Origin of the sequence: Methylophilus sp. OH31 (assembly GCF_000576615.1) — a bacterium.
GTDB lineage: Bacteria > Pseudomonadota > Gammaproteobacteria > Burkholderiales > Methylophilaceae > Methylophilus.
Genome location: NZ_BAUS01000012.1, coordinates 1 through 24,301, shown reverse-complemented (window position 1 = coordinate 24,301; position 24,301 = coordinate 1). Strand labels below are relative to the sequence as shown.

At 51.0% G+C, this 24,301-nt stretch carries 19 protein-coding genes; 6 read left to right on the top strand and 13 right to left on the bottom strand.

The window, feature by feature from the left end:
• Positions 1–175 precede the first annotated feature (175 nt).
• The 11 genes from OH31_RS12980 to OH31_RS12930 form a co-directional block, all read right to left on the bottom strand.
• Positions 176–499, bottom strand: a complete 324-nt coding sequence (locus OH31_RS12980) for a hypothetical protein (protein ID WP_024931063.1) — start codon at positions 497–499, stop codon at positions 176–178.
• 92 nt (positions 500–591) lie between these two features.
• Positions 592–2,097 (bottom strand): fumarate hydratase, encoded by a 1,506-nt coding sequence (locus OH31_RS12975; protein ID WP_024931062.1) that lies wholly within the window; start codon positions 2,095–2,097, stop codon positions 592–594.
• Between the two features lie 25 nt (positions 2,098–2,122).
• Positions 2,123–3,772 carry an acyl-CoA synthetase gene (locus tag OH31_RS12970; protein ID WP_024931061.1) on the bottom strand — a complete coding sequence of 550 codons (1,650 nt, stop codon included), beginning with the start codon at positions 3,770–3,772 and terminating at the stop codon, positions 2,123–2,125.
• 218 nt (positions 3,773–3,990) lie between these two features.
• Positions 3,991–5,121, bottom strand: a complete 1,131-nt coding sequence (locus OH31_RS12965; RefSeq protein WP_019882582.1) for a CoA ester lyase — start codon at positions 5,119–5,121, stop codon at positions 3,991–3,993.
• Positions 5,118–5,405, bottom strand: coding sequence for a succinate dehydrogenase assembly factor 2 (locus OH31_RS12960; RefSeq protein ID WP_024931060.1), 288 nt, complete (start codon positions 5,403–5,405; stop codon positions 5,118–5,120). The genes OH31_RS12965 and OH31_RS12960 overlap by 4 nt, the downstream gene beginning before the upstream one ends.
• A gap of 9 nt (positions 5,406–5,414) precedes the next feature.
• Positions 5,415–6,176 (bottom strand): succinate dehydrogenase iron-sulfur subunit, encoded by a 762-nt coding sequence (locus OH31_RS12955; RefSeq protein WP_024931059.1) that lies wholly within the window; start codon positions 6,174–6,176, stop codon positions 5,415–5,417.
• A gap of 1 nt (position 6,177) precedes the next feature.
• Positions 6,178–7,968, bottom strand: coding sequence for a succinate dehydrogenase flavoprotein subunit (gene sdhA / locus OH31_RS12950; RefSeq protein WP_024931058.1), 1,791 nt, complete (start codon positions 7,966–7,968; stop codon positions 6,178–6,180).
• A 10-nt stretch (positions 7,969–7,978) separates the two neighbouring features.
• A complete protein-coding gene (sdhD, locus tag OH31_RS12945; protein ID WP_024931057.1) occupies positions 7,979–8,332 on the bottom strand; it encodes a succinate dehydrogenase, hydrophobic membrane anchor protein in 354 nt (117 codons plus the stop codon).
• A 1-nt stretch (position 8,333) separates the two neighbouring features.
• A complete protein-coding gene (sdhC, locus tag OH31_RS12940; RefSeq protein ID WP_024931056.1) occupies positions 8,334–8,732 on the bottom strand; it encodes a succinate dehydrogenase, cytochrome b556 subunit in 399 nt (132 codons plus the stop codon).
• Positions 8,733–8,744: 12 nt separating this feature from the next.
• Positions 8,745–9,947, bottom strand: coding sequence for a malic enzyme-like NAD(P)-binding protein (locus OH31_RS12935; protein WP_024931055.1), 1,203 nt, complete (start codon positions 9,945–9,947; stop codon positions 8,745–8,747).
• A 124-nt stretch (positions 9,948–10,071) separates the two neighbouring features.
• Entirely contained in the window at positions 10,072–10,806 is a 735-nt protein-coding gene (locus OH31_RS12930) for a GntR family transcriptional regulator (RefSeq protein ID WP_019882589.1), read from the bottom strand.
• A gap of 184 nt (positions 10,807–10,990) precedes the next feature.
• Here OH31_RS12930 and OH31_RS12925 point away from each other — a divergent pair, with 184 nt between their 5' ends.
• The 6 genes from OH31_RS12925 (at position 10,991) to OH31_RS12900 (ending at position 17,614) form a co-directional block, all read left to right on the top strand.
• The gene (locus OH31_RS12925) at positions 10,991–11,872 is read left to right on the top strand and encodes a CoA ester lyase (RefSeq protein ID WP_024931054.1); all 882 of its coding nucleotides are present in this window, start codon (positions 10,991–10,993) and stop codon (positions 11,870–11,872) included.
• Positions 11,873–11,883: 11 nt separating this feature from the next.
• On the top strand, positions 11,884–12,942 hold the full coding sequence (locus tag OH31_RS12920) for a MaoC family dehydratase (RefSeq protein WP_024931053.1): 1,059 nt from the start codon (positions 11,884–11,886) through the stop codon (positions 12,940–12,942).
• A 2-nt stretch (positions 12,943–12,944) separates the two neighbouring features.
• Entirely contained in the window at positions 12,945–13,943 is a 999-nt protein-coding gene (locus OH31_RS12915; protein ID WP_024931052.1) for a CoA ester lyase, read from the top strand.
• A gap of 23 nt (positions 13,944–13,966) precedes the next feature.
• Positions 13,967–14,842: a methylisocitrate lyase gene (prpB, locus tag OH31_RS12910; RefSeq protein ID WP_024931051.1), complete on the top strand. Its 876-nt coding sequence runs from the start codon at positions 13,967–13,969 to the stop codon at positions 14,840–14,842.
• A 34-nt stretch (positions 14,843–14,876) separates the two neighbouring features.
• Positions 14,877–16,046, top strand: coding sequence for a 2-methylcitrate synthase (gene prpC / locus OH31_RS12905; protein WP_024931050.1), 1,170 nt, complete (start codon positions 14,877–14,879; stop codon positions 16,044–16,046).
• Positions 16,047–16,153: 107 nt separating this feature from the next.
• Entirely contained in the window at positions 16,154–17,614 is a 1,461-nt protein-coding gene (locus OH31_RS12900; RefSeq protein WP_024931049.1) for a bifunctional 2-methylcitrate dehydratase/aconitate hydratase, read from the top strand.
• Between the two features lie 53 nt (positions 17,615–17,667).
• Here OH31_RS12900 and OH31_RS12895 read toward each other — a convergent pair whose 3' ends face one another.
• A complete protein-coding gene (locus OH31_RS12895; RefSeq protein ID WP_242402291.1) occupies positions 17,668–20,610 on the bottom strand; it encodes a DUF6701 domain-containing protein in 2,943 nt (980 codons plus the stop codon).
• A 197-nt stretch (positions 20,611–20,807) separates the two neighbouring features.
• Positions 20,808–24,301: Ig-like domain-containing protein (locus tag OH31_RS12890; protein WP_024931047.1), on the bottom strand; the 3,494-nt coding region annotated here is incomplete at its 5' end.

The window sequence follows — 24,301 nt, the reverse complement described above, 5'->3', positions numbered from 1 at the left end:
AACTAAAGTCGGGGAATGGGCTGGTGTTAACCACAGGCCGCGAGGATTCTTCTCGCTTGATTATAATCCAGTCCATTCACCAGAATGTTAACTGCTTGTAACATTCCGGCAATTGATCAAAATGACCGCCGCCAACAGCAACAAAACAACACTGCTCCATGTCACCGTTATCTTGTCAGCGGTTACTGTCTCCATATAACTCTTTGGCAAATGGCGTACTGCAACTTTTTCCGTAAGCAGACGATTCCCATTTATCCAGTAATTCTTTTTGATAACCCTTGCCGTGCTGTTTTTCCAGGTAGGCACGCACTTCAAACACATCGGCAAAACCGTTGTGATCGCTATCCATCAATGCCACCTGGTCTTCCAGCGTTGGCCCGCTATAACGGCCAGTGCTATCGGTAAAATACTCCAGGGCGGATTCGGCATGCGCAGGCAAACTAATACCTACTGCCAACCCGGCTGTGAACCAAATTACCCCAGTGTTTATTTTTATCATACTCACTCCATAATGACGCTTAGTAGTATGACGTATATTTCCCCAATTCGTGCCCGGCCTCAGTGATGTCGCTCACATTGCAGGCCCGCTATTTACACCGCGTGTAAAGCAATGGTTTTTTTCCATTGTGCCGGCCCGGTCTGGTGCACAGACTCCCCATCTGCACTCACCGCCACCGTCACTGGCATATCCACCACTTCAAACTCATAGATGGCTTCCATACCTAATTCCTCAAAAGCCAATACACGTGACTTTTTAATCGCCTTGCTCACCAGATAAGCCGCGCCACCTACCGCCATCAGGTAGACCGATTTGTGCTTGGCAATCTCGACCAAGGCTTCTTCACCCCGTTCGGCTTTACCGATAGAGCCCAGCAAACCAGTGTTCAGCATCATATCGGTATAGCTATCCATACGCGTTGCTGTCGTTGGGCCTGCTGGACCAACGGCCTCATCGCGCACCGCATCTACCGGGCCGACGTAGTAAATAAACTTGTTGGTGAAATCAACCGGCAGCGGCTCACCCTTGGCCAGCATGGTTTGTATGCGTTTGTGCGCAGCATCACGCCCGGTCAGTATTTTGCCAGTCAACAGCAAGGTATCACCGGTTTTCCAGGTTTGTGTTTCTGCACGCGTGACGGTTTCCAGGTTCACGCGTTTGGCTTGTGGGCTCGGCGCCCAATGCACGTCAGGATACACATCAGGATTCGGTGGTGTCAGTTCAGCTACGCCGGAACCATCCAGCGTAAAGTGCACGTGGCGCGTTGCCGCGCAATTAGGAATAATCGCCACCGGCAGACTGGCTGCATGCGTCGGATAATCCAGGATTTTCACGTCGAGCACGGTGGTCAGGCCGCCCAGGCCTTGCGCCCCAATGCCTAATTGATTGACCTTTTCATATAGCTCCAGCCGCAGTTCTTCAATGCGATTTTGCGCGCCACGTGCCTGCAACTCCTGAATATCAATCGGCGCCATCAGCGACTCTTTGGCCAGCAGCATGGCTTTTTCCGCGCTACCACCTATACCTATGCCCAGCATGCCGGGCGGGCACCAGCCCGCGCCCATCTCTGGTACGACTTCCAACACCCAGTCGACGATGCTTTCATTAGGATTCAGCATTGCCAGTTTGGATTTATTCTCAGAACCGCCACCTTTAGCCGCAATCTGGATATCGACGGTATCCCCGGCCACCATCTCAACATGGGTAATGGCTGGCGTATTATCGCGCGTATTTTTACGTGCCCCTGCCGGGTCGTTCACAATAGAGGCTCGCAGCATATTGTCTGGATGCAGGTAAGCGCGGCGTACGCCTTCATTGACCATCTCTTCCAGCGTCATATCGCCTTCAAAACGCACCTGCATGCCTACCTTGATAAAGGCCACCACAATGCCGGTATCCTGGCACAAGGGGCGCTTGCCTTCCGCGCACATACGCGAATTGGTCAGAATTTGAGCAATGGCATCCTTGGCGGCAGGAGAAGCTTCTTTTTCATAGGCAGCCGCCAACGCCTGGATATAGTCTTCCGGATGGTAGTAAGAGATGTATTGCAAGGCATCAGCAACACTCTCGATAAAGTCTTGGGTTTTAATCAGGGCCATTGTGTGTTCTTTAACGCGGCATCTTTCAGCGGGCATTGCTTTTTAAATAGGCAATGGCGGGGCTTACATCTTTACGCAAGATTTTACCATTTTTGGTGCGTGGAAACTCTTTGGCCAGATACACAGTTTTAGGCGCCTTGTAAGCGGCCAAATGCTGTTTGCCAAACGCCATCAGTTCTTCCGGCGCAATCTCGGCATCCGGTTTGGGGATGACATAAATCACCACCAGCAATTTGTCTTTTTCAAGCTCTTCGCCCACAGCCGCACAATCTGCCACGGCTGGGTGGCCTTTATACACGCGCTCAATCTCATACGGCGACACGCGATAGCCAAAACTCTTGATAATGTCATCCTTGCGGCCCAGGAACCAGATATAGCCATCTGCATCGTATTTGGCATAGTCGCCGGTAAAGAAATAGCCATCGTGTTTATATTTGGCGGTTTCTTCGGGCAGGTTCCAGTAATTAAGAAACAAGCCAGGGTCGGTATCAGGGACGCAAATCATCCCCTCCTCACCCTCTGCCACTGGCTCAAGTGTTTCAGGGTTCAGTAACTCAATAGCATGACCAGGTTGTGGAAAGCCCGCCGAACCGGCACGAATGGGCCGAAAAACGCTTTGCGACAGATAGTAAGAAAACTCACTCATGCCCACGGCTTCATAAATATCCAAGCCAAATCGTTCACGCCATTGCGTCAGCACTTCGTCTGACAAATGCTCACCGGCACTCATAAAATGACGCACGCTGGGAATATCTGCTTGGGTAGCCTTGGTTTTTTGTAACAACTGCCGGTAAATCGTTGGCACACCGATAAAAATGGTCGCCCCATGTTTCGCAATCAACTCCAGCCATTTTTGCGCATCGTTTTTACCTTCATGCACAATCACCGTTTTACCCAGGTACAAGGGATCCATCAGGCCAGTACCCAGCACATAGGTCCAGTTAAACTTGCCGGAATGCATGATACGGTCCTGGGCAGTGTCGCTATAGTTAAACCAGTATTGCGCAGCCGTTTGGCGACCCAGCAACGCGCGGTGCGCATGTAATACACCTTTGGGATAGCCGGTCGTACCGGAGGTATAGACCAGGTAGGCAGCATCTTCACCACGCGTGGCATACGCAGGCGCAAGCTGCTGCACAGTAGCTAATGCAGCTTCCAGTGACAATACGTTAAACACCGTTGAATCTTCAACCTCGCCTTGCAATTGTGTCAATACAATGTGTCTCAGATTAGGCGTTTGCGAGATATTCTGCTGCATCTTGGCAGACATCCCCGCCCAGGCAGCGGCATCGGTAACAAGCACCACGGCACCTGAATCCTTGGACAGGTAAGCCACCTCTTCCGCAGTCAACAATGTTGAAGTCGGCACCGAAATCGCACCGATTTTCATCGTGCCTAAAAAAGCAGTCGGATAATCCAGGCTGTTAGGTAAACGAATCAGGACACGGTCACCCGGCAGCACACCCAGCTCACGCAACACCTGGGCAAAACGATCTGTCCTGGCCGCGAGTTCGGCAAAGGTGATGGTACTGGTGCCAAAGGTGTCATCTTCCACAATCATGGCAATTTCATCGGCTTTTGGCGTGCCCAAGTGGCGATCACTACACGCCACCCCGATATTGAAAAATTCAGGGATTTCCCATTGCCATTGTGGATAAGGGGCCAACTGTGTCATGTTCAAACCTTTCCATTCGCTCTGTGCATGCATGGTTTATGCGATGCTGATTTTGCATTTCTTTTGAAAATGCTTTTTTTAAATCTTTCAATACGCGTATCAATACGCGAGCGGGATGAAGCACAAGACGCACGGAACACAGAAACCGGAATGTACTTAAAGTACATGAGGATTTCGAGTACCGCGCAACGCAGTGATTCGCCCGCGCAGTCATTGATCTATAACAAAATGCCGTAGGGCCAGTTTTGTCGCACTACTTGCGCCGGCATCAACTGCAATACATGCAATGCAAACTCCATGTCGCTCACTTTCAAGGTACGCAAGGCATGTGCGCGCAACAGCGTCTGCAAGGCTTTACCAAACATGGGGGGATCCAGCATTTCACCCTCAAACTTGATCGCCCCACCGAGCAAGGCATCCGCTTCAATCGCCGCTTTCAAAATCGCCACTTTCTGGTTGATTTCAGTCGGTGACGGGGTGTATGCGGTTTTGCACAAATGAATATGGCCGGGGTGAATCACCTGCTTGCCGGTCAGCCCCATGGCAGCCTCCTGGCAGGCGTGCTTGTACACCACACGCGACTCATTATCGCCATGCAAATCCAGCCAGCGGCGTACATCATGTGGCTCGACGAATTTGTCCGGCATGATGTTGCTGCCAATCAGGGTTTCCACGCCGCCAATCACGCCTTTACCGGCGATCCTGGCTTCAAAAATCAACTGGTTGATAAAGTAAAACAACTCTTCAATCCAGTGCTCGGGCGTGATATGTATGCCCAGCGCTTTGGAGAAGTCATGAATACCAAACACCACGTGTTTAACCGTGTCGTATTGCATCAACTCCGGCGCAATTTTGAGCGACTTCGGGTGCTCGATAATCGGCTGTATGGTGATATGCGGATTGATACTGAGCAAAAAGCTGGACAGATCACGCACCTCAGCCGCACCGTAGGACTCACCGGCCTTGGCCAGCATGACAACATCGATATACTCGCCCATGTCGCGCACCAGCTTCATATCCTCTTCGTACTCGTCGGTACGGAAAGAGTTGGCACGGATGGCAATGGTCACGCGTTCATTCACCTTACGCAGCTTGGGCAACTCCTGGCGCAGCAAGGTACGGCTCATTTCCTTCTGCCTACAGCCATCTTCCAGGTCAAAAATCAGCGTATGCGCATTGGTGAAATGCGCATGTTTGACCATGCGGTTGGCCGCCTGCTCCATGTCCTCATAAATGCCCAGGCTGGGCGCATATTTCACCGGTGGGTAATACAACTGTATCCCTGGCCAGTAATCTCCCAATGCGCTGGCATCCAGTGCAATTGGCTCTTCTCCCATGTGCTGACTCATGCGGTTTCCTGTTCTGCCGTGGGCCGGCTTGCTCTTAATTTTTCAAGGATGGCAGCGACCTGTGTTGCCGCAGGTTGCGGATTCAGGCCCTGGATCAAATCCCAGAACACGTTGTCCGGTAGCTCAAGCAAGGCATCCAATTGCTCCATTTCCGCCAGAGTCAGCCCGCTAAAGTGTTCGCTGACAAAACGTTGCAACACAATATCCAGCTCCAGCATGCCACGGCGGCAACGCCAGGCCAGGCGCCGCTGCTCTGCTTCCCGTAAAATCTCAGCATTCAACATACGTCGCTCCTATAACACCTTGATACCAAAGATCTTCTTGCCGGGCCCTTTTTTGCCAGACTTGGCTTCGTTATGCGCTTTGGCCTTTTCAATCTTGAGGTCTTTAATCGCCGCAATCGCCGCATTCGGATTGAGTTTTTTCGGGCACACATCAGTACAGTTCATAATGTTGTGGCAGCGATACAAACGATATGGATCTTCCAGGTTTTCCAGTCGTGCATCCTGTTCCTGGTCGCGGCTATCAGCAATAAAGCGATAGGCCTGCATCAGGCCAGCCGGGCCGACAAACTTGTCTGGATTCCACCAAAAGCTCGGGCAGGAGGTGGTACAGGCGCCGCACAAAATACATTCATACAAACCATCCAGCTTGGCACGGTCTTCCGGGCTTTGCAGGCGTTCGGTATCTGGCGGCGTATCATGGTTTTGCAAATAGGGCATCACCGAGTGGTAGTTATCAAAAAACTGCGTCATATCGACGACCAGGTCGCGAATCACCGGCAAACCAGGCATGGGGCGCAATACCACAGGCTCCTGTAACTCACTGAGTTTGGTGATACAGGCCAAACCATTTTTACCATTAATGTTCATGGCATCACTGCCGCACACGCCTTCACGGCAGGATTTGCGCATGCTCAGCGACTCATCCAGTTCTTTAATCCTCATCAAGGCATCCAGCAGCATCTGGTCGCTGTCTTCCAGCGTGACGTCGTAATCCTGCATATAGGGTTTTTTGTCTACGTCCGGGTTAAAGCGGTAGATAGAGAAACGCATATCAATACACCCTTTTCTTTAACTCAAATGTTTCTACGGTCAATGGTTGCAGGCGCACTGGCTTGTAAGCCAGTTTTTGCTCGTGGGCAAAATACAGCGAATGACTGAGCCAGTTGGCATCGTCACGATCAGGATAATCTTCACGTGCATGGGCACCACGGCTCTCCTGACGGGCATGCGCGGCTTGCATGGTGGCCAGTGCCACTTGCATCAGGTTATCCAATTCCAACGCTTCGACGCGCGCGGTATTAAAGACTTTGCTTTTGTCGGTAATTCTTAAGTGCTGTGCTTGTTGGGCGACTTGCTGAATCGCACTGACGCCCTCCTCCAGTAACTCGGGGAAGCGGAACACACCGCAGTGCTTTTGCATGGTTTGGCGCATGGTCAGACCAACCTCGGCCACTCTCTCACCGTGACCATCACTTTCCAGCCGGTTTACACGTGCCAGCGTGGGATCAGCAACATGCGCTGGTAATGGTTTATGCGCTTTGCTGCTTGCAATATCGGTTGCCATTTTGTCACCCGCGGCTTTCCCGAATACCACCAGGTCGAGCAAAGAGTTCGAGCCCAAACGATTGGCCCCGTGCACAGACACACAGGCGCACTCCCCCACCGCATACAAACCATTCACCACGCGCTCTGACTGGCCATCGTGCACGACCACCTGACCATCGAGGTTGGTTGGAATACCGCCCATCATGTAATGCGCAGTCGGCACCACCGGAATAGGATGATTGGTAGGATCAACCCCGGCAAAGGTTTTAGCGATTTCGCGGATGCCAGGCAAACGCTTGCTGATAATGTCTTCGCCTAAATGATCCAGCTTCAGGAACACCGCATCTTTATGTTTGCCGATGCCGCGGCCTTCTTTAATCTCAGTCGCCATGGCACGCGACACTACGTCGCGGCTGGCCAGATCTTTGGCGCTGGGCGCATAACGCTCCATAAAGCGTTCGCCTTCACTATTTACGAGGTAACCGCCCTCACCACGCACGCCTTCAGTAATCAGCACACCGGCATTCAATACACCGGTCGGGTGAAACTGCCAGAACTCCATATCCTGCAGTGGCAAGCCTGCGCGGGCCGCCATGCCTAAACCATCACCAGTATTGATATAAGCATTGGTACTGGCCTGGAAAATACGGCCACCGCCACCCGTCGCCAACATCGTGGCCTTGGCATGGATGACATGAATATCACCGGTTTCAATTTCCAGGGCGATCACCCCCAGCACATCGCCGTCCGCATTGCGGATCAGGTCCAATGCAAACCACTCGATCAGAAATTGGGTATTGGCTTGCACGTTGCGCTGATACAGCGTGTGCAACATGGCATGTCCAGTACGGTCCGCCACAGCACAGGTGCGTGAAATCGGTTTTTCGCCAAAATTGCGCGTCATGCCGCCAAATGGGCGCTGAAAAATACGACCGTTTTCCAGACGGTCAAACGGCATACCAAAGTGCTCCAGCTCGATAATGGCTTTGGCTGCATTGCGGCACATAAACTCAATCGCATCCTGGTCCCCGAGGTAGTCCGACCCCTTGATGGTGTCGTACATATGCCACAACCAGTTATCATCAGACACATTACCCAGCGCTGCCGCAATACCACCTTGCGCCGCCACCGTATGTGAGCGCGTCGGAAACACTTTGGACAGGACAGCAACATCTGCGCCCGACTCAGCCAGTTGCAGCGCGGCACGCAAGCCGGCACCGCCGCCGCCAATAATGACGGCATCCACCTGATGATGCTGGATATTGCTTGCACCTGTCATATTAGTTACACCAGCCATGCCACTCACCTTAAAAATTCATTCCAAATAAAATCCATATCACCGCTATGGCATTGCCCCATACTGCGAAATTCACCAGCCATTGCAGCACGGCCCGGATACCTAAATGCGGCACATAATCGCGCAACACATCACGTACGCCTAACCAGGCATGCAACAGCATGCAGGCAAAAAACCACACCGAGAGCAGACGCCACCACAGCGGTGCAAACAAAGCCTGCCATTCACTGTAATTCTGTGGCGACAAGCACATCACTCGTAACCACAGCAGTAGCAGGACAACCGCCATCGACAGTGCACATAAGCGCTGTGTCAGCCAGCGGCGCATGCCTGGGTATTTGGCCGTCAGTAACTCAAACAACATGCTAGCCTCTCACCCAAATCGCCCAGATCACAAACACCATGGTGACTGCCACCAGCCACAACACCACCCGGCTGGAAAAGCGTGCCTTTTGTAACGTTGTCATCCAGTGCACATCCATGGCCAAATGACGGATGCCCGCATAAAAATGATGGAAGAAAGCACAGGCCAAGGCGGTGACTAGCAACTTCACAGGCCATTGCTGGAATTGCTTAGCCACGGCGGCATAGCCTTGCGCACTGGACAAGGATAAATACAAGGTCCATAACAACAGCGGCTGGATCAGAAACAGCACCACGCCGCTGGCGCGGTGCAGAATCGACACCACCGCATTCACCGGCAGGCGGATCGTGAATAAATCCAGATTCTTCGGGCGCTGTTTTTTTTGCTTCTTTACAATCATGCTGAATAACTCTTACTCACCTGCATTAGCCGCACGCGCCACGGCACCGGCCACGTATTCCATCAAGCGTGGATCAAATGGTTTGGGGATAATGTAGTCTTTACCAAACGACAAAGACTGTAACTGATAGGCCTCCAGTACTTGTGGTGGCACAGGCTCACGTGCCAACTGGCTCAGCGCTTTGGCAGCAGCCACTTTCATCTGCTCGGTAATCTGTTTTGCCTGTGCGTCCAGTGCACCACGGAACAAGTAAGGAAAACACAAGGCATTATTGACCTGGTTAGGGAAATCACTGCGGCCAGTCGCCATAATCACGTCATCACGCAAGGCAAATACCTGGCTGGGCAGGATTTCAGGATCAGGATTGGCCAGGGCAAAAATAACCGGGCTCGCGGCCATCAGTGGCACCAGTTCTGGTGGCAAACCATTTTTAGCCGAGACGCCAATAAATACATCCGCCCCTTGCATGGCATCTGCCAGCGTTTTGATATTGCCAACCTCAATTGCCAACTCGCGGTTGTTATCATGTAAATCGTCGCGGCTGTGATCGAGCACCCCTTTGCGATCGACCATGGTGATGTTGGTGGCACCCATTAACTTGAGCAGCTTGGCACAGGAACAACCCGCTGCACCCGCGCCTAAAAACACAATTTTGGCGCGGGGCAACGTTTTGCCTTGGAGATCAAGCGCATTCAACAAAGCGGCCGCCACAATCACGGCCGTGCCATGCTGATCATCATGAAATACCGGGATATCCAGGCGTTTCTTTAATTCATTTTCAATATAAAAACAGTGCGGCGCAGCAATATCTTCAAGATTGATGCCGCCAAACGTCGGCGCAATATTCACCACAGTCTGGATAAACTCGTCCGGCGTCGCGGCATTGACTTCAATATCAAACACGTCAATATCCGCAAAGCGCTTGAACAACACGCCCTTGCCTTCCATCACTGGCTTGCCTGCCAGCGCCCCCACATTGCCTAAACCCAGCACCGCAGTGCCATCGGTAATCACTGCCACCAAATTACCCTTATTGGTGTACTTATAGGCATTGGCCGGATCTGCCTCGATTTCACGCACAGGCTCGGCCACACCGGGCGTATAGGCCAATGATAAATCCTGCTGCGTGGCACAAGGCTTGGACGACTCCACGCTCAGCTTCCCTGGCTTGGGAAACTGGTGGTAATCCAGCGCGCGTTGCTTTAAATCGTCCATGACTTCTCCTTGGGTTTTCTATTCTTTTGAATGATTCAAAAACTTCAGCAGCAAGGCGGACAAGCGCAGACAGTGCATATGGCACGGCAAGCGCAGTCCAACGCCGCTGATGAAGATTTTTCAATCATTCTAATTCGCTCATGTAGTGGTGATCGTCAGTCAGACACAAACCCAAACGCCACTCCATCGGCTTATCGCCATAAGTAAATGACACGCGCTCTATACTCAGCAGCGGATACCCTTCTTTCAAGCCCAAAGCCTTGGCCACTTCCGCATCCGCCGCCACTGCTTTAATACGCTCTTCCGCCCGGATCATGCGCACACCAAACTGTGATTCATACATGCTATACATGGAGCCATTACTCTCTTCTACCTTGGCGCGGTTCAATCCTTTAAATGGTGCGGCAGGCACAATAATGTGGTCATAAATCAGAGGGCGACCCGAGAACGTCAGCAAACGCTTCACATCTATGGTGGTTGCGCCAGCCTTCATTTCCAGCACCTTACCGATATGCACACTGGCTTTACCTTTAATGCAGGAGATAAACTCATTCTGCAGCATTTCTTTCTGGCCATTTTCTGCGGTCAGACGCAAGAAACGCAGCTTGACGTCATCCTGATTGTGCGTAGCAACAAAAGTACCTTTGCCCTGGCGCCGAATCAGGATGTTTTCTGTCGCCAGGCTATCAATCGCCTTGCGCACAGTGCCCTGACTGACTTTAAACCGCTGCGCCAGGTCAATTTCGCTGGGAATCATATCTCCGGGGCGCCACTCCCCGCCGATCAGGCTTTGCGTGATCAGCACTTTAATTTGGTCATACAGCGGCCGGTAACTCGGCGACCCTAACTGCTTATCCATAGATTCGACTCCATTCATGATTGGCACCATCAATTGCACCTGAAACAAGGTTTTTAATTTATATCACAGCGCTTTTTTATTGTCCACTATTTTATATCTTATATAAGACATAAGATATTTGTTGACACAGTTTTTTTATTCATGAATAATGAATCTAATTTCTTGCCGTAACAAAGGAAAACCCATGTCATATGCACTCAGACCCAGACGCTCGATGCTATATGTTCCTGGCTGTAATCAACATTACCTGGAACGTGCACGCTCACTCGCGGCAGACTCTGTCATTCTGGACCTGGGCGACCCTATTCTGGTCGATGCCAAAATTCAATCACGCCACAACGTGGTGAATGCGGTGCAGCAAGGTGGCTACGGCAAAAGAGAAGTCGTGGTGCGCGTCAATGACTTACACTCCATCTGGGGCCATGACGACATTCAAGCAGTGGCTAATATTGGTGCAGATGCCATTTTGTTCCCTAACATTGAGTCGCGCGAAGATGTATTGCAGGCGCAGCAGTTACTAGATGAGGCTGGCGGCAAAAATGTACCCATGATGGTCATGATAGAAAGCCCGCTGGCCGTATTGAATGCCAAGGAAATTGCCGCAGCCTCAGACCGCGTCATCTGTATGGTGATGGCAACCTCAGACCTGATTTCACAACTGCACGCACGTGTGACGCACGAACGCTCAGCCATCCTGACCTCATTATCACTGGTGGTGCTGGCAGCCCGCGCTTACGGCAAAGGCGTGATTGATGGTATTACTTCAGATTTCAAAAACATGCATTCGTTTGAATATGCCTGTCGCATAGGCCGAGACATCGGCATGGATGGCAAATCGCTGGTGCATCCGGCGCAAATTGCTTATTGCAATGACGCGTATACGCCGCAACGCGCAGAAGTCGAACATGCGCGGCTGATTATCAAAGCCCTCAAAGAAGCCAACGAGGGTGGGCGCGGCACGGTAGTGGTGAATGACAAGCTGGTCGAACACCACCATATCAAAGCCGCACAACGCTTGATTCAACTGGCAGAGGCCATTGCCGAGCTGGAAGAAGAGTTTATATAAAGGAGTTGAAAATGAGCACAAAAATCAACACCGGACGTTTTTTCGAACATTTTGTACTGGGTGAAACTATCCAGCACGCCACGCCACGCACCATCACGACAGGTGACACGGCGCTGTATATTGCGCTAACGGGCGCACGTAACCCCTTACATTGCAGCACGCCGCTGGCACTGTCGCTGGGTTACCCGCAGATGCCAATTGATGACCTGCTGGCGTTTCATATTGCTTTTGGCAAGACCGTCCCAGATATCTCAGTCAATGCCGTCGCCAATCTCGGCTACGCAGATGTACGCTTCATCCAGCCCGTATACGTGGGCGACACGCTGACAACCGCCAGTGAAGTCATCGGCCTTAAACAGAATTCCAGCGGCAAAAATGGTGTGGTCTGGGTGCGCTCAACCACGATCAACCAGCATCAGCAACCAGTACTCAGCTGGGTACGCTGGGTGATGGTGCACAAGAAAAACCAGGAGGCGCCCGCGCCGGACACTGTCATTCCTGAGCTGCCGGAATTTGTCAGCCCTGAATCATTAGCCGTGCCAGCCCACTTCAAGCTAAATAACAGCCTGGGCACAGCCACAGCTGGTCAATACTGGTGGGACGATTACGAAGTGGGTGAATGCATGCGCCACCCTTCTGGCCTGACCATCAATGAGAGTGACCATACCATGGCCACGCACCTATATCAGAACAATGCGCGCCTGCACTTTGATGCACACCTGATGAAAAGCACACCGCAGGGCCAGTGCCTCGTATACGGCGGCGTAGTGATTTCGGCCTGTCGTGCCCTCAGTTATGAAGGCCTGGAAAACGCCATTGCGATCCTGGCGATTAACGGTGGCACCCATGCCAATCCAAGTTATTCGGGTGACACCATTTATTGCCTGACCAAGGTATTGGATAAATGGGCCCTGCCCCATCCTGAGTTAGGCGCATTGCGCTTACGCATGGTCGGCGTCAAAAATATGCCGCCAGCTACCCTGGAAAACATCAAAACCACGCAGGGCTATCACCCGCACGTGGTGCTTGATCTCGACTATACCGTTCTTATTCCACGCAAAGGAAACTAAACATGGCTGTTCATCCAAATCAGGCACTTTTTGGCGGTGAAAAGCCGTTTCCGGTGATTCCGGCTTGTGAACATTTTGCCGGTAGCGAAAAGTTGATCCTGAAAGCCTTGTCACTCCAAGACCCGGCCACGCCTAACGCTGCAGGCCCGGTATTTGATATTACCTGTGATTGCGAAGATGGCGCCGCCAGCGGCCAGGAACAAGCACATGCAGAAATGATCGTCCGCATACTGAATTCCGAAGCCAATAAATACAAAATGGCCGGGGCACGTATTCATGACTACACGCACCCGCACTGGAAAAAGGATATCGACATTCTGGTCGGCGGCGCGGGTGAAGTGCTGAGCTATATCACGATTCCTAAATGTACCGATATCGCCCAAGCCCATGAAATGATCACCTATATTCAGCAAGTCGCGAAGCAACACGGCATTCGCCGTGAGATTCCGGTACACATCCTGATTGAAACGCATGGCGCACTCAGACAAGTGCATGAGATTGCACAACTGCCCTGGTTACAGGTGCTGGATTTCGGCCTCATGGACTTTGTCAGCGCCCACCACGGCGCTATCCCCGCCGCAGCCATGCGCAGCCCCGGCCAGTTTGACCACCGGTTGCTGGCACGCGCCAAGACTGAAGTCGTCTCTGCCGCGCTGGCTAATGGCGTGGTGCCTGCACACAACGTCACGCTGGACCTGAAAAATGTAGAGGTCACCTACAGTGATGCATATCGCGCACGCAACGAATTCGGCTTTATGCGTATGTGGAGCATCTATCCGACGCAGATTCAGGCCATTGTCGACGCCATGAAACCTAATTTTGACGAGGTGACAGACGCCGCCAATATCCTGCTGGCAGCGCAAGCAGCCGATTGGGGCCCGATTCAGTATGCGGGCGAGTTGCATGACCGTGCCACCTATCGTTATTTCTGGGAAGTGCTGCAAAAAGCCAAGCAAACCGGTGTTGCCATGCCGGAAGATGCTGAACACGCTTTCTTTTAATCGCTGATCAACAGGAAACCAACATGACGCAATTCAATACGCCAGGCGGTCGTTTCCGCGCAGCACTGGCCGCAGAAAAACCATTACAGATTATCGGTGCCATCAATGCCTATCACGCCATGCTGGCCACACAATCCGGGTTTAAAGCCATTTACTTGTCCGGTGGCGGCGTAGCGGCAGGTTCTTTAGGCTTGCCTGACCTCGGTATTTCTGGCCTCGAAGATGTATTGGTCGATGTGCGCCGGATTACCGATGCCGTGGATACACCACTACTAGTCGATATTGATACCGGTTTTGGCGGCGCCTTCAACATTGCGCGCACGATTAAAAGTGTCGCCAAAGCGGGTGCAGCGGCCGTGCATATTGAAGACCAGGTCAGTGCCAAACGTTGTGGCCACCGCCCCAACAAGGCGATTGTCAGCCTGGACGAAATGGTAGACCGCGTCAAAGCAGCAGTCGACGCCAAACCTGATGATGACTTTGTCGTTATGGCGCGGACAGATGCGCTGGCCGTGGAAGGCTTGCAATCCGCCATAGATCGCGCCTGTGCCTGCGTGGAAGCTGGCGCCGACATGATTTTTCCGGAAGCGATGACAGACCTGAATATGTACCAGCAGTTTGTCGATGCAGTTAAAGTGCCGGTACTGGCAAACATCACCGAATTTGGTTCTACACCGTTGTTTAGCGTAAGCGAACTTGCCACTGCTGGCGTAGGCATGGTGCTATACCCCTTATCAGCTTTCCGCGCCATGAACCAGGCCGCGCTTAAAGTGTATCAAGGCGTGCGCCAGGATGGCACACAAAAAAATGTACTGGACCTGATGCAAACGCGTGCCGACTTGTATGAGCACCTGGGTTATCACGCTTTTGAACAAAAATTAGACGCGCTGTATAAATAATCAACACACGCGACCAGAAACAAGGAGGTTAGTTATGAACACCACCACTGATCCAACTATTGCAGCCACCGAAGCCCCAAAACGCAAAAAAGGCGTCGCGCTGGCGGGCGTGGCTGCGGGCACCACGGCCATTTGCACCGTGGGCCATAGCGGTAATGACTTGCATTACCGTGGTTACGATATCATCGAGCTGGCTAAACATGCCACATTCGAAGAAGTCGCTTATTTGCTGATCCACGGTGAGTTGCCCACCCAACCACAACTCACCGCTTATCACCAAAAGCTCAAAAAGCTACGCGGCCTGCCCAGTGCACTTAAAGCCGTACTGGAACAGATTCCTGCCAATGCGCACCCTATGGATGTGATGCGCACGGGTTGCTCTATGTTGGGTACATTAGAGCCAGAAGCCGTTGACCGCAACACGGCAGGTGCACAGGCTTTGGGTGACCGCCTGATTGCCTGTTTTGGCTCCATCCTCATTTACTGGTATCACTTTAGCCACCGCGGCGTGCGTATTGAAGTAGAAACCGATGACGACTCCATCGCCGCCCACTTCCTGCATATCCTGCATGGCAAAAAACCGTCTGAGTTGCATATCAAGGCCATGAATACCTCACTGGTGCTGTATGCCGAGCATGAGTTTAACGCATCGACTTTTACCTCACGCGTGATTGCCGGCACCCTGTCTGACTTGTACTCCTGCATCACGGGGGCCATTGGTGCTCTGCGCGGCCCGAAACATGGGGGTGCTAACGAAGCGGCGATGGAAATTATCGAGCGCTACAAAACGCCTGATGAAGCCGAGGCCGACATCATGGAACGTATGGCACGCAAGGAAATCATTATTGGCTTTGGCCATCCGGTCTATACCATCGCCGACCCTCGCAATGAGTCGATTAAAGCTGTCAGCAAATCACTCTGCGAAGATGCAGGCAATATGACATTATTTGATATCTCTGCGCGCATTGAAGAAACCATGTGGCGCGAGAAAAAAATGTTCCCCAACCTGGATTGGTACAGCGCCTCCAGCTATCACATGATGGGCATTCCAACCGGCATGTTCACGCCTATTTTTGTGATTTCACGTACCACCGGCTGGGTAGCTCATGCCATTGAGCAACGTATAGACAACAAGATTATTCGCCCGAATGCAGAGTACAACGGCCCGGATAACAGACCGTTTGTACCTTTGGAAAAACGTTAATTTTTGCCACAAAGGACACAGAGAGCACAGAGAAAATCCTTTTCTCGACCAGCTCTGTGCTCTCTGTGTCCTCTGTGGCTTAATCTTTTATTTGAAAGAAACACATTATGTCCGCCCATATTTCCAACGTTCGCCCTGACCCAGATCAGGTGATTGTTGATATTGCCAATTACGTGGCAGATTTTGAAATCAGCTCGGCTGAGGCCTTTGACACCGCCCGTAATTGCCTGATGGATACCTTGGGCTGTGGCTTCGAAGCCCTGGATTACCCCGCCTGTACCAAAATGCTGGGGCCAGTCATTGCCGGGACAGTGGTGCCGAACGGCGCCAAAGTGCCAGGCACCTCTTATCAGCTGGACCCTATCCTGGCGGCCTTCAACATCGGTGCCATGATCCGCTGGCTGGATTTTAACGATACCTGGCTGGCGGCAGAATGGGGTCACCCTTCTGACAACCTGGGCGGCATTCTGGCATCTGCCGACTATATGTCGCGTAAAAACGTCGCCGAAGGCAAGCCGGCACTGACGATGAAAGACGTACTGACCGCCATGATTAAGGCGCATGAAATTCAAGGCGTGCTGGCACTGGAAAACAGTTTTAACCGTGTGGGCCTGGACCACGTGATCCTGGTTAAAATCGCCTCAACCGCCGTGGTGACCAAACTATTGGGTGGTAACAAGCAAGACATTATTAATGCCGTGTCTAACGCCTTTGTTGATGGCCAAAGTTTGCGTACCTACCGTCATAGCCCGAATACAGGCTCACGTAAGTCCTGGGCGGCTGGCGATGCCACCTCACGTGCGGTGCGCCTGGCCTGGATGACGCTGCAAGGCGAAATGGGTTACCCAAGCGCACTCACGGCCAAAACCTGGGGCTTCTACGATGTCCTGTTTAAAGGCAATGCCTTCAAATTCCAGCGCCCATACGGTAGCTATGTCATGGAGCAGGTATTGTTCAAAATCTCTTTCCCGGCCGAGTTCCATGCACAAACGGCGGTGGAATCTGCATTCCAGCTGAACAAAGAATTCGGCAATCGCCTGCAAACGCTGGAAGATATCGCCAATATTGAGAAAATCGTCATCACCACCCATGAGTCGGCGATTCGCATTATTGATAAAACCGGCCCCATGAATAACCCGGCCGACCGCGATCACTGTATTCAGTATATGGCTGCCGTAGGCTTGCTCAAAGGCAGTTTGACGGCGCTAGACTACGAAGATGCCGCAGCAGCCGACCCACGCATTGATGCCTTGCGCGATAAAATGCACTGTGTCGAAAAAGCAGAGTACACACGAGACTACCTCGACCCGGAAAAACGCTCAATTGCCAACGCCATCCAGATTTTCTTTAAAGATGGTTCACAATCCAGCAATATCGTCGTGGAGTACCCAATTGGCCACCGCCGTCGCCGTGGCGAGGGCATCCCGGAGCTGGTGAAGAAATTCCAAATCAACCTGGCGCGCCGTTTTGATCCAGCCAGACAAGCCGAAATTCTGGCTTTGTGTCAGGACCAGGCCAAACTGGAAGCCACTTCAGTCAACCAGTTTGTCGATATGCTGATGGTTTAACCACAGCCGAAAGCACGGACTGCTGACACAAAAATAGGCAGTCCGTTTTACCGTTAAAAGCTTTCCCGCATATAAACGATCGGTGACTTATAGATGCCGAACGTCGCCCGCGCCTCAGGATCGACACCAAACCAGGGCATCACACCATCAATAGCCGGCGTTTCTGCCTGACTGACACAGGTTTTATCATTGTTTGAGGCCACACCGAGATTCACCTCTACGTCGACACTGCCTGTATTAGGCTGGCCACCGCTCACCCCTGGTGCTGTTAATCTAAGACCTAACAAGCCATTCACCATTGTAGCGTTACCGGCCAAATGTGTTTCACAGGCATTTAACTGACCATGGTAGTTTTTCATGACAACACTTGATAACGGAACCGTTGTACAGCTATCGCCCACACTTCTGACATAAGCAACAACACTATCACTCCAATACTGCGCCTCCAGTTGTAAAGGCAGTGGCAACAACTCAGAACCATGCGCAGGAGATAAATATAACCGCCCATAACGAAATGGACTGCTGCTCGCAGAGACAGCCACCGCACTGGATATGGTGACGCCATCATCATCCACCGGCTGTGCCTCCACGCTGATATTAGTCACAGGTGTGCGATTACCGGGTCTGCTCACCTGGTGGGCAACTTGAATCGTTGCCTGACCTTGACTCCATACGCCTGCGGATCCATTGACCTTGGGGATTAAAGTAAACGTGTGAGGAGAAAGATTAAAATGATAGGCAGCATAACTGTTGAGATTCAGTCGGGCAAAGCCACCATAAACACCCGTATAGTTCTGGGTAGTCACTCCGCTGGAATTTAGCGCTTTAATCTGGAATCGTGTCAACAATCCATCCTGGCCAAAATATGAAAACTGGTTGCTGCATGCGGGGGTGACTGATTGCGGGCTAATCGCAAAATGGTCGGGCACAAAGCGCCCCATATATACATTAGTGCTCGGCGCATAGCCAAAGGCACAGGCCTGTTTGTTATTGCTGGCAGTAAACCCTGCCACACAATCGCCAACACTGGCATCCACCAGGGTAAACGTGTCATCGTAAATACCCAGCGCACTAAATCTAAAATAGCCGACTTCATCATAGCTAAAGCTTGTACCGGTGCTGTTGCCATAGCTGTCTTGGCTAAACGTCCCAGAGACTGCACCGGTATGTACAGCGCCCGTATGTGCTATGAGTTTGCTGGGATCTATTTTGGCCGTGCCGTTATAGTTAGATAAACCGGTGCTGGCGGTCATGTTAAATCGGCCACTGCCCGCTTTAATGATAGGCGTATTGCTAGTACTGATACCAGTAGCAACATCTGCATTGGCATTGCTTGAACTCACACTGCTAAAATTTGCAGGCCGCACTGCAAAATTATCTGTCGACAGCGAAGTCTGCTGAGTAGCATTGGTGTCAGTCACTGTGCAACGTACATTTTTATAAGCATTGCTAATTGTGTTAGAGAGTCGCTTACGGCCAGCATCACTATTGCTGAAAGTGAGACTCTGCGTTGAAAGGTTGGTTGTCGTGCCGCCACAGCTTTGATTGATCAATACAGCAGGATCACCGCAGTCAATCAGCCTCACTTCTACAGTTTGATTACCCTGCCCTGTCGCGACATAATCAGTATTGACGCTATTATCAGCGGCAAGCGCGACCACATCGACATTAAACGCACTATTCGCAATCTGGGTGAATAAGTGACCATTAGCCGCGTTCGGGTTGCTGACTGAAGGATCAATACAATTGAATTTATTGGCCGGTGTTGAGCATCTGTTTGTCGGATAGCCAAAAGGGTTGATGACACAAGATGTTTGTGAGCAGCTACCTGAACTGGCACAGCATATTCCCGCGGTATTAGAGCCCCATTGCAGTTGGATAGCTGCCGGATAACTCGAACTCGTCCTGGCACAGCCGTTAATCCTGCCGTTATTGATAATAACGCCAGTCACGGACACCGAATTGTTGATGACTGAATTGCTATCCAGATAAACGTTATTATTAGCATATGCTGCCATCCCGCTATTGGTGACCTGCACACGGCCATGAATGATAGAGCCGTTAAACAGATTGACACTGGCACTCGCCTCGGAACTGACGTTCACCGTTCCATTGATAACACTTTGATAAACTGCCACGTTACTGGTGGTAAATCCGCTGGATAAAGCAGTGATATCCCCGTACACGATCGAGCCAGTCCCGAGTGCAATATAACCAGAAACTGCCTGTATGGCGCCATTATAATGGCTATTTTGTGCTGAACTCGCATATACATTCGCCACGCGTATATCACCACCAATGGTGTTATTTTGACCGTATAAATAAAGATTGCAGCTGTCACAGTTGACCCATGAGTCGACAATGTTAAATCCGTAAAGTGTTACCGTACCAGAGGTCGTACTGAGGCTGCCATGAATCATGGCACTGTCGTATAACGTGACCAGCCCCGTTCTCGCCGCTACATGGCCATTAATCACTGTATTTTGTAATAGACTGATTGCACCGTAACTGCTCGCAGAGACATCGCCTTGTATCGTGCCACGCGCCGTGATGCTACCTGTTGACGTCAACAGGTTACCGCGGATATAAGGCGCGCCGGTGAGTGTCATGGAATAAATGCCAGAGTTGATGGTCGCATGCACCGTGGCGGCGTTAACGGTGACCAAACCATTCACCAGAAAGCTGACATTTGCATTTTGTGTAGCACTGCCTATGCTATAGATGCCGATATTCAGTGAGCCATTAACGGTAATGCTGACATTGCCGGTATCGAGAAATTGTACGTGGTCTTGAATATTGGTGTAGCCCGTACAGGTATACGTCCCCGCGCTACCAACACAGCCTGGTGGCATAGGCGCACCTGAAACAGCCGGAAAGGAGTACATGGCATCGACAGAACCGCTGGCAAGTAGTAGCAAAAAACCGAGAATAATCTGGAGGATGCGTACGCGATAAATCCACTTCTGAACGCTTAAAACAAAACCTGCTAGATGCATACAAGAAAACCAAATAAAACATTAGTTAACTTATTTTACCAATATTAATAAAAGAAACATAAATATGTTAACAAATGTTTTTGTGCCTCTTATTGCAATATGCAAGTAAATTGGTCCATAGAGAATGGGGACCGTCTCATGATCAATAGAAAATAAAAAAGCGACCCGAAGGTCGCTTTTTTGACAGACACTGATAATTAATCAGTAATCAGTTTTTGCTGTGACAACAAGTTAGAGATAATCGCTGCATCAGAGGTCTGACCTGTGGTCAGGTCCACACCACTCAGCACAATCTGCTGGGTCGTATTACCGCTGCTGAAGCTGCCAGACACATTGTGTGCATCCGTTGCGAAACCACCATTAGAGCTGATATGGATAATTGTATCGCTGCCGGATTTTTCAAAGTGCAGGTAGTTCACCAGGTTGCCAGCATTCTCGCCTTGCAGCAAGTCACGCACATCCAGGATATCGCCGCCCTGGCTGACAGAGCTCTTGTCGAAACTATTGATCGTGTCACGTGCGACACTGCCATTGACAAGAGCATCATCACCGCGATCCCACTTGAACACGTCTACGCCAGCGCCACCAGTCAGGGTATCGTTACCTTTACCACCGATCAGGATGTCGTTGCCATCACCGCCATTCAGCTTATCGTTGCCAGCACCACCGCGCAGGATGTCATTACCAGCGCCACCATTCAAGGTATCGTTACCGGCATAGCCGTAGATAATGTCATTGCCAGACGTACCATTCACTGTATTGTCAGCGCTATCGCCGCCAATAATTGGCGTACCCTTGTTGCTGTTCAACAAATCAATATTGATCAGGTTAGAGGCTGATTCGCTGTCCTGCAAGCCAGTGCTGTCCACTGCAGTGATTTTGAAGTTCTGGAACAAGCTCAAATCAACGGCCTGCTCATTGGTTTTAACCGTTGACAAGAACTCATTGAGCGCAAGGTTATCCACTGTGCCACCATCAGCAGCAGTGATCACCATTTTGCCATTAGCACCGATCAAGCCGAGGAAACCACTGCTTTGCGTGTAGCTCACATTCAGGCCCAACTCATTCGCAACGGCTTGTGAATAAGTCAGATAGGCCGTGCCTAATGTCACACCAATAAAGGTGTTATAGGCAATCGTCACAGAGCTGATGTTGTTATTCACATCACTTGCAGTGAATGCCTGACGGCTTGAGAAGTTGAGCAAGTCTACATTTAACAAACCTGGCAAGGTCAACAAGCCAGCGGCCCCCATACCATTGCTGACTTCTGGCGCCACTTGTGGGATAGAGGTTATCTGCTTAGCCACATTCACAGTCAGCGTTGCAGAACTGGTATCGCCATCATTGTCGCTTAATGTGTAATTAAACGAGCTGGTGCCAGCAACGCTGGTGTTTTTCGGTGTGAATGAGAATGAACCATCATCCATATCAACCAGCAAAGTGCCTTGTGCAGTCGTGATCACCAGTTTATGGCTGGTAGCATCATACGTACTGTTATTGGTACCCGTCACGGTAATGGCACCGGTTGATGAGTTGAAGGTATAAGTAGAACCGTCAACCGCAATCGATTTCACATAACCACCATCTGCACCAAAGCCACCACCTGAGGTCAAGCTACCGGTAATTGGGCTGCTCACAGTCTCATTCAGGACAGAGTCTAACTGGTTAAACGATGTCACACGTACACCATCTGTATTCGTACCCGTTTGGCCATCATAAGCAATCGGATTCAACTCAGTGTTTGAAGTGACGCCGGAACCGATACCAATCGAGTAAGACTTGATATGGTTGTTATTCAGGAAGTTAATCCATGTCGCCTCTTCTGCTTGCTGGATACCTCTGTCTCCATTATTGCTATTCTCTTGACCAGTCAAGCTACTATCACCACCGACACCACGGTTAGGTTGGCCATCAGTGAAGAAATAGGACACGTTTTGTGCATTATCCAGCTTACCGGATGTACCAAACGCATTCATGGCCGTGTTCAACGCAGAGTCATAGTTGGTATTACCATCCGCTGACAGATTATTCAGGTAAGCCTTGGCTTGTGCAACGGTCAACCAGCCATTACCCAATTGTTTGGTTTGATCCAAGCCTGCAAATACAACCAGTGAGACTTTCACGTCACCCATGTCGTCATATTTATCCAGCAAGTTCTTAATTGACTGAATAGCACTGGCCAAACGGGTCTGATTATTCACACCATCAGTGGTCGTCATACTGCCAGAAATATCTAGCGTAATCATGAGGTTGGTATTGGCAGAGTTGGTAGCCGTCACGGTTTGGTTAGTCGCTGTTGGCGCATCATCTGAAACATTAACAGTGATAGAGCCTTTAGTCGTCGTGTCAGCATCGTTGGCGTTCACACCGAACTTGATTGCCAAAGTATCTTCCTGACCAGCCACTGGATGATCAATCGGGCCTGACAACTGCACCGCATAGTCACCTTTGCTGTCGATCGTGACACGAATCACTTCTTTACCATTGGCAGAACCAATCAAAGTACCTGTGTTATTGCCTGACCAGGTGATGGTTGTACCACCAGAGGTGTAGGTCGCTGTTGGCTCTGTCAGAGTCACGCTCTTCAAATCGCCATCAGGATCAGAAATACCCATGGAACCGGTAGCGATCACATTAGAAGGGCCAGAGTCTAGCAAACCATGTGGCAAGCCATCCTCAGACACTGAGGCAGATGCATCCACGGTCACAAAGACTGGTGACTGATTCAATGTGTATGCATAAAGGTTACTTGAGTCGCTAACGTTACCTGCATTATCTGTGGCTGTAACAGTGTAATTATGTAGGCCTTTGGCAATATCCGTTGCAGGCGTGAATGTCCATTTACCATTACTATCCGCAACAGTAGTACCAACTTTTGTAGCGCCATCATAAATAGTCACCGTGCTACCAGCTTCGGCCTTACCTGTTAAGGTTGGTGTTGCATCATCAGCGACACCACCACTAGCAACATTGCCTTTTACTGTACCAAAGTCATCATAGATATTATCAATGGTTGGTTTAGTTGGCGCAGTAGTATCTACTTTCGCTGAGTCAGAACCTGTCTCACCCAGGTTACCAGCCACATCCTTCACTTGTGCTGTGACCGTCAGGGTCTGGCCGCTGGCAGGTACTGCAACACCAGGCACGCTCACGCTACCTTTGGTAATGTCAGCCTGCGTCAGCACGATCGCTGTCGGCGCACCACCATTCACGCTCACCAGTAACTGGTCACCTGGCATCGCTGTCGCTGGCAAGGTCACTGAGACTTTAGCTGTGGTGTCTGCACCCAACTCGGCTTTGTTGATGTAGCCGTCGTTGTTCGTATCTGTGTCGATCGTGACGATCGGCGCGCCTGGCGCAACCAGTTGCAGTTTCGCTTCATCTTGTACCGGACCTGAGGCGTTACCAGCCGGGTCTTTGATCGATGCTGTCGATACAAAGTCGGTGCCATTCAAGGTCGGGTTGAATGAGACATCTACATAGCCTGTTTGAATCTGGGCGGCTGTCAGGATGATGGTCTGTGGTACGTTGCCTGAACCAGTCACGGTCAGGGTGTCTCCAGCTACCGCACCTTGCGGTACGGTCACACGCACATCAATCTTGTTGTTGGTCAGTTCACTTCTGTTGATGAAGCCGTCGTTGTTGGCATCTGTTCTGATTTCAACTGCCAGGCCGCTAAATACAGTGGTGT

Bases quoted from the DNA above. Each gene is read 5' to 3' on its own strand.
- OH31_RS12980 (WP_024931063.1), bottom strand. From the start codon at position 499: ATGATAAAAATAAACACTGGGGTAATTTGGTTCACAGCCGGGTTGGCA.
- OH31_RS12975 (WP_024931062.1), bottom strand. From the start codon at position 2,097: ATGGCCCTGATTAAAACCCAAGACTTTATCGAGAGTGTTGCTGATGCC.
- OH31_RS12970 (WP_024931061.1), bottom strand. From the start codon at position 3,772: ATGACACAGTTGGCCCCTTATCCACAATGGCAATGGGAAATCCCTGAA.
- OH31_RS12965 (WP_019882582.1), bottom strand. From the start codon at position 5,121: ATGAGTCAGCACATGGGAGAAGAGCCAATTGCACTGGATGCCAGCGCA.
- OH31_RS12960 (WP_024931060.1), bottom strand. From the start codon at position 5,405: ATGTTGAATGCTGAGATTTTACGGGAAGCAGAGCAGCGGCGCCTGGCC.
- OH31_RS12955 (WP_024931059.1), bottom strand. From the start codon at position 6,176: ATGCGTTTCTCTATCTACCGCTTTAACCCGGACGTAGACAAAAAACCC.
- sdhA (WP_024931058.1), bottom strand. From the start codon at position 7,968: ATGGCTGGTGTAACTAATATGACAGGTGCAAGCAATATCCAGCATCAT.
- sdhD (WP_024931057.1), bottom strand. From the start codon at position 8,332: ATGTTGTTTGAGTTACTGACGGCCAAATACCCAGGCATGCGCCGCTGG.
- sdhC (WP_024931056.1), bottom strand. From the start codon at position 8,732: ATGATTGTAAAGAAGCAAAAAAAACAGCGCCCGAAGAATCTGGATTTA.
- OH31_RS12935 (WP_024931055.1), bottom strand. From the start codon at position 9,947: ATGGACGATTTAAAGCAACGCGCGCTGGATTACCACCAGTTTCCCAAG.
- OH31_RS12930 (WP_019882589.1), bottom strand. From the start codon at position 10,806: ATGGATAAGCAGTTAGGGTCGCCGAGTTACCGGCCGCTGTATGACCAA.
- OH31_RS12925 (WP_024931054.1), top strand. From the start codon at position 10,991: ATGTCATATGCACTCAGACCCAGACGCTCGATGCTATATGTTCCTGGC.
- OH31_RS12920 (WP_024931053.1), top strand. From the start codon at position 11,884: ATGAGCACAAAAATCAACACCGGACGTTTTTTCGAACATTTTGTACTG.
- OH31_RS12915 (WP_024931052.1), top strand. From the start codon at position 12,945: ATGGCTGTTCATCCAAATCAGGCACTTTTTGGCGGTGAAAAGCCGTTT.
- prpB (WP_024931051.1), top strand. From the start codon at position 13,967: ATGACGCAATTCAATACGCCAGGCGGTCGTTTCCGCGCAGCACTGGCC.
- prpC (WP_024931050.1), top strand. From the start codon at position 14,877: ATGAACACCACCACTGATCCAACTATTGCAGCCACCGAAGCCCCAAAA.
- OH31_RS12900 (WP_024931049.1), top strand. From the start codon at position 16,154: ATGTCCGCCCATATTTCCAACGTTCGCCCTGACCCAGATCAGGTGATT.
- OH31_RS12895 (WP_242402291.1), bottom strand. From the start codon at position 20,610: ATGCATCTAGCAGGTTTTGTTTTAAGCGTTCAGAAGTGGATTTATCGC.